The organism is Vibrio sp. FF145, assembly GCF_041439075.1.
GTDB classification, from domain to species: domain Bacteria; phylum Pseudomonadota; class Gammaproteobacteria; order Enterobacterales; family Vibrionaceae; genus Vibrio; species Vibrio tasmaniensis_A.
Map to the genome: position 1 here is coordinate 47,854 of NZ_JBGONH010000035.1, position 6,321 is coordinate 54,174.

At 42.8% G+C, this 6,321-nt stretch carries 6 protein-coding genes and 1 pseudogene; 1 reads left to right on the forward strand and 6 read right to left on the reverse strand.

Features of this window, described 5'->3' with window-relative positions; translation table 11 throughout:
• Window position 1 precedes the first annotated feature (1 nt).
• The 4 genes from ACED42_RS14185 to yegD all read right to left on the reverse strand — a co-directional run bounded on the left by ACED42_RS14185 (window position 2) and on the right by yegD (window position 4,699).
• Window positions 2-634, reverse strand: a complete 633-nt coding sequence (locus tag ACED42_RS14185) for a LysE family translocator (RefSeq protein ID WP_009845666.1) — start codon at window positions 632-634, stop codon at window positions 2-4.
• Window positions 635-784: 150 nt separating this feature from the next.
• Window positions 785-1,417, reverse strand: coding sequence for a fumarylacetoacetate hydrolase family protein (locus tag ACED42_RS14190; protein WP_009845667.1), 633 nt, complete (start codon window positions 1,415-1,417; stop codon window positions 785-787).
• Window positions 1,418-1,777: 360 nt separating this feature from the next.
• A complete protein-coding gene (locus tag ACED42_RS14195; protein ID WP_102249374.1) occupies window positions 1,778-2,836 on the reverse strand; it encodes a porin in 1,059 nt (352 codons plus the stop codon).
• A gap of 510 nt (window positions 2,837-3,346) precedes the next feature.
• Window positions 3,347-4,699: a molecular chaperone gene (yegD, locus tag ACED42_RS14200; protein WP_371703001.1), complete on the reverse strand. Its 1,353-nt coding sequence runs from the start codon at window positions 4,697-4,699 to the stop codon at window positions 3,347-3,349.
• 424 nt (window positions 4,700-5,123) lie between these two features.
• On the opposite strand from yegD, the gene ACED42_RS14205 reads away from it, so the two are divergent.
• Window positions 5,124-5,432, forward strand: coding sequence for a DUF1289 domain-containing protein (locus tag ACED42_RS14205; RefSeq protein WP_009845670.1), 309 nt, complete (start codon window positions 5,124-5,126; stop codon window positions 5,430-5,432).
• Between the two features lie 128 nt (window positions 5,433-5,560).
• Here ACED42_RS14205 and ACED42_RS14210 read toward each other — a convergent pair.
• Window positions 5,561-5,704 (reverse strand): annotated as a pseudogene (locus ACED42_RS14210) (HopJ type III effector protein); the annotation flags it as partial.
• Between the two features lie 28 nt (window positions 5,705-5,732).
• Window positions 5,733-6,321: IS66 family transposase (locus tag ACED42_RS14215; RefSeq protein WP_371703003.1), on the reverse strand; the 589-nt coding region annotated here is incomplete at its 5' end.

A 6,321-nucleotide genomic window follows, 5' to 3' on the forward strand; every position in this document is an offset into this window, starting at 1 on the left:
TCTACGAGGTAAAGAAAGAAGACAACATCCACACCGCTAGCACGATAAAAACTCCGCCCATCACTTTTTGCTGATAGGTACGAAACTTAGCATTTTCTACCAAAGATTTACCAATAGTACCCACTAATGCCACAAGTAAAAAGTTGAACGTCAAACCTAGCACATTCAGCAATAAACCCAGAACGAGCATCTGCTCACCCGAAGTCGCTTCAATACTCGTCGATACAAACTGCGGTAAGAACATCACGAAAAAAACCAACGCTTTAGGATTAAGCAGGTTACTAATAAGTGCTCGTTGGTAGTACGCTTTTGCAGCACGGTTGTCGCTTAACTCAGGCGCATTGCCCTGTTCTGTTCGAAGACAATCCCACCCCATCTTTAATAAGTATGCACCGCCTAATAGATGAAGGGCTTTTAAAGCCACTGGACTCATCGCAATCAATGCTGAAACGCCCATTGCTGCCAATACTGTCAGGATAATTCCAGAAGTCGCATTACCTAAGCTCGCAAACACACCGACTTTACGGCCATAGCTCATGCTTGAGCTTGCGATGAGTAACATATCAGGGCCTGGTAAAAGGAGAAGAGCTACAACGGCCGTCAGGTAAACAGGTAGGATGGTTAAATCGATCATGGGTTTCAGTATTGATAAAAATGGAGGCGAATTTTATATCAATTACTAACACCCTTCCAGATGCAATCAGTTGCTAGGTGTTAAATTGATCGAATTAAACACCATCAATGAACAGTAAAACCAATTTATTAACTAAATACAAAAGACTAATTAACGTGCAACCCACTCGATCTCAATCACAGTGGTTTCGCCACACTTTAGACGACCAAGGAAAATATCACCTTGATGTACCTCTCCAACACCTTTCGGAGTGCCCGTCATCACAACATCACCGTCAAGCAAAGTCGTATAAGAAGATAACTCTTCGAGGATGGTCTGTGGGGAATAAAGCATCTGTTCAACATGCCCTTTTTGAACGCGGACACAGTTAATAAATAACTCTATGTTTAAGTCAGAGAGGTCCAAGTTATCTATGGGAACAAAGCGACTAAAAACAGCAGAACCATCAAAAGCTTTAGCACGTTCCCAAGGCAGACCTTTTGCCTTCAAACTACTTTGTAACTCGCGTTTGGTAAGGTCTAAACCTAGCCCCACGGCAGAGTATTCACCGTTTTCAACAATGAAGCAGATTTCAGCTTCATAATGTAACGTTTCTTGATGGAAAGATGATAGAGAAGACGTAACGCTAGTGCTCGGCTTATTAAACACCACCATAGAGTCAGGGATAACATTATTAAGCTCTTCGATGTGATCAACATAATTGCGCCCAATACACAGTACTTTGCTGGGTGTTGCTGTTCGTTTCGAATTCATCAATTGCTCCTGATCTACAACGCTGCTCATAGTTTGTCCCTAAACTGTTTTTTGGAGCGCAGAGTTTACCGCATCATTAAAAGAGAATCTTCGACAAGATGGTTATCAATATCTAAATTCTGATCTTTAGCTCAATTAAATGATTTAAATACTTTTATCCGAAGATCGCGACGTATAAGAACTGATGACAAGAGCCATAGCTACGTAGATGAAATGAATGGCTGGGTAACATGAAGGAAAAGCTAAAAAAGATGCGTATAGAACGAAAGCAGCCCTCTCAAACCAAAAGGCTTGAGAGGGCTTAGCATGGTGTCTAGGACAGTATCCAAAAAGGTAAATTTAAGGAGTAAACACTATGCATAATAGTGGTCAAACTAAATGAGTCGCGACTTATAGGTAGAAACGAGCACCAATAGTCCACTTGTCGTCAGTTTTTCTGTTGTCTGCATCGTTTAGATCAAACTGATAGCCAGTGTAGCCAACAACATTGCTAGTAAAGTTGTATTCAGCTTGTAGAGCTAGCTCTTCACGGTCAGTTTGTGTTGCCGCGCCTTTCGTCGCTTCGCCTTCAACAACTTCGTAGTTAACGCTTAAGTTTAAGCTGTTCGCTAAAGCGTAAGCCGCTAGCAATTCATATGCATCACTTTCTTCAAGACCTACGTTCATGTTTTCGTTTGAAGCGTAGATACCTGCTAGGTATAAACCTGAACCGTAAGAACCGTATGCAGCAGAAACTAGGTGAGATTCAGCCGTCTTAGAAACACCACCCTCTTTGAAGTCACCAGTGTTGAAGGCATAACCCAATTTAACACCAGCGATTGAGTAACCAAGAGTCGCTTGAATACGATCATCGTACGCAACTGTTGTACGAGAGTGAATGATATCGTTGATATCTGTGTCATCGTAAACGTCTGTCGTTACTGTGTTACTACCCTGCCAACCTAGACCAAAGCTAAGCTCACCCGCTTCACCAAAATCAAATCCGTTGCGGTAACTTGCCATTTTGTCTGCACGACCAGTACCTAGCGCACCGTGGTTGTCGTATAAGAAATCGTTCGCGAAAGCGATCGGCATATCAGTAGCTGAAGCTACATCGTAGTATGGCGCCCACTGCGTACCTGCAACAGCACGACCTAGCTCATCATGAGTTAAACCTACGTAACCAAGACGAGTAGTAAACGACTCATCACCACCGTTTAGGTAATTAAGCGCCCATTCGCCTTTAGCGTCAGCTGTGAAGCCATTACCTAATTCTTGCGTAGCATTAAAGTTGATACGTGGTGAGTTTGTACCAACATCCGTATCGCCTTTCTCTGAACCATTCAGGTTTACAGAAACGTGACCACCAACAGAGAAGGCTGTACCGTCTTCGTTATAAAGCTCTACCGCAACTGCCTGTGTACCAAATACTGCACCAGAAATTGCTAGCGCTAAAAGTTTCTTATTCATTGTCATATCCATTTGTAACTGGGAGAGTGATTCCATAACAACCTCGTACTTACGAAGAGGTTGTTACCTGCATTTAACAAGTGGGAAAACACTAATATACGACTGACAAAAAAGTTGCATTAAAATATATAAAATAAAAAAAATCGTGCTATAAAAACAAAAAATACCATTAAAAACAAAGAATTAAAAACAAACCTCAAGCTAATTTTTGGTATTCTTTGATATAAAAACCTTTGATTTTTTGATTTTCCAATCATAAAAACAGCATTAGACACTTAAGCTACAAACGACTTTCCAGACCATTCTGCGACATACCATTAACTTAGAAACATCCTGTAACATAATGAGCCGTACTGAAATATTTAGCCTTGTGAAACAATTCCCAATTTGAACTAGGATAAGTTGCTTTATTAATTATTGGCTATTGCTTTATTGAAAGTTCACTAGAGAAAATACAAAAAAAGGGCAACCAATCCGTGACTGGTTGCCCTAATACAAGTTAGTACATTCTTATTTGAAGCAAACCTCAGCCCAACGTGCTAGGCCTGAAGTTACGGAACCAAAATAGTTACCACTCACAATTGGCACATTCGGTACGGCTTGTTGTACTGCTTCTCGAAGAATAGGAGAACGGGCAGAACCGCCCGTCATGTAGATGACATCTGGCTTTTTCTGACCTTGTTGAATCGCTTCTTTAACCAATTCAATCATCTTAGATTTTGGCGTGTCAATCGCTTCTATCATCTGATCAACGGAGATATCCACTTCAATCAGCTCTGATGCAACATTGATTGCTGTTCGATATTGGGAGGATTCTGCCAATGCAATCTTGGCTTCTTCCGCCCGACGCACAATGCTGTAACCTAAAGTATCGTGATAGACCTTCATTAAACGGTCTAACTTTTGAGGCTCTGAAGCTTCTTTACGAAGTAACTTTAACGCGGCTAGGTTTTCCCTTGAATAGAAGTTTTTTTGAGCTTCTACATTGTTTATCGCAATTGGATTCCAGAATTGAGTCAACGGCATATCGATACCCGAAATACCCTTACTACCCATACCGAAAGGTGACATCAATTGTTTGAAGGCAAGGTAAATATCAAGATCATTACCCCCTACCCTTTGTCCACTGTGTGCTAACAAGCTTTGGGTGCGGTTCGCTTTACCAGACCAACTTGGCCCCATTTCTAACAATGAGCAATCGGTGGTACCACCACCAATATCGACAACCAATACCGTTTGGTTCTCAGTCAGAGTACTTTCGTAATCAAGGCCTGCAGCGACCGGTTCAAACTGAAAAGCGATATCAAGGAAACCTGCACGTTTGGCTGCACGTGAGAGTATATCTTCGGCTTGTCGGTTTGCTTCTTCACCACCACGACCGTGGAAGTTAATTGGTCGCCCAATAACAACTTGTTTGATCGGCTCTTGAGTCGTGATTTCAGCTTGATGCTTGATATTCGCCATCATGGCGCACACTAAATCTTCGAAGAAACTCACCTGAACATCATGCAATCCACTGGCACCAAGGAAAGACTTAGGGGACTTAACGTAATAAACGTCACGAGGGTCTTCCAAATAAAGGTCCAATGCAGCCTGACCAAATGCCATGTCTTCTGGCACTAGGTCGATACTCTCTTCTCGGTTCAGAGCGATAGCACGTCGCAACACCTGCTCACCAATCGCATCACTCGGTTTGATATTCAAATGGCGAAATAGGTGCTCAGAAACGCTCTCACGAGTAGGTGCAAATACCGTTGAGGGAATATAATGGTTGCTACCTTCTAATGGTAACAGGCTTGGTTCTCCATCAACCATCGCCGCGACAGAACAGTTCGCTGTTCCATAATCAAACCCAATAAACATAATATCCCCCACTCAACAAAAGGGGCGAGATGCTACATGAAAAGCCTTTAAATTACGAGGTCATTTGTCGATTTTACTTAGGGTCTGTTGACCTTTCGTGGTTAAATTTTTGTTCGAGATAGAATCGTTTTAGGCGCGGCAAGATGTATGTAGCCTAGTCATTCTAAGTAAATACATCTTAACAAAGTATAAAACGATTCTAACCGAACCCTTCGGGCAGCCTTTGTGGTTCATTTCTACTGTGTTATCGGCTTCTCATGTAGGCTAGCTACACTTCAAAGCCTCTGCCTTGTAGAAATTTCCCACAAAGTGCTGCAAAAATCAGCTCGAAAGATCAACAGACCCTTGTGTTTTTGGTTTGATGACTCTTAAAAAGGAAACAAATATGCTACATTTCAGCCCAAATGAATCATAGGTTAGATAGATGAAAACACCTTGCCGAGCGGCTTGTAAAAATAATGGCGGAATGTGCAGTGGCTGCTTTCGAACAATGGATGAAATTATAGGTTGGAAAGGCTTATCTGAAGACGAACGAACGTCAGTCATGGATAACCTTAGTGGCGAGAGTTCGACTCACCAATGTCCGCAGTGTCATGAGCCAGCTCAATGCGATATTAGTGCGGGTAAAGAGACGTGTTGGTGCTTTGAGTTAGAGAAGCGTGATACTAGCAATATTCCAAAAACTGGTGCTTGCATGTGCCGTAAATGCCTGTCTGCCTTGCCTATTCAGTAGCTTACGAAGCTAGTCAAGAGTTTGCGAGCCTGTTCATCATATACAAAAAAGCGAGAGGTTGGTCTCTCGCTTCAAGATACGACATTAAGTTTCGACCTACTACTTACTAATAGTTATCTAGTTAGTGGTTACTTCGATTTTGCAATCAGCGCAGGCTGAGAAAACTGTACTCCGCTCCAGCCATGAGTCATGAAGTTACGAATATTTTGATGGTCAGTGTTCTCGGGAAAACCTAATACGTCATTACGATAAAATTGACCAAAACAAGGTATCCGCCCCACGAACCCACGGGGCGACTTGTCAGTGTTTGAAGTTCCAAGGTAGGAGTGCGTCGATATCAGGCTCTGCTTTCGCCAACTCTTTCATGCACTTGACCATGTAGTCGTAAAGAATAAGGCCGTTGGCTTTCGCGGTCTCGATGATGCTGTAAAGCATCGCGCTCGCATCAGCACCGTTTGGTGTATTAGAGAACAGCCAGTTCTTCCTGCCAATGACCAGTGGTTTAATTGCGCGTTCAGCGCGATTATTATCAATAGATAAGTGACCATCGTCGATATAACGAATGAGCTTTGACCACTGCCCGAGCGTGTATTTTATCGCTTTGCCTAGTGGGCTAGAGCCTATCACCTTCTGGGTTGTCATCCATTGATAAAGCTCATCCAGTATCGGCTTGGCATACGCTTGACGCTCTGCTTTTCGCTCTTCGGCAGGCGCACCTTTTAAGCGTGATTCTATCCCGTAGAGTTTTTGGATTTTAGCCAGCGCCTTATCAGCCTTGCCCGATTTACCTTTCCCTTGAAGCTTCTTCGCATCCATGAACTTGCGCCGAGCATGCGCTAAGCACCCCACATTAGTGACTTGATGCAGACCATCATAAGCCGCGTAGCCA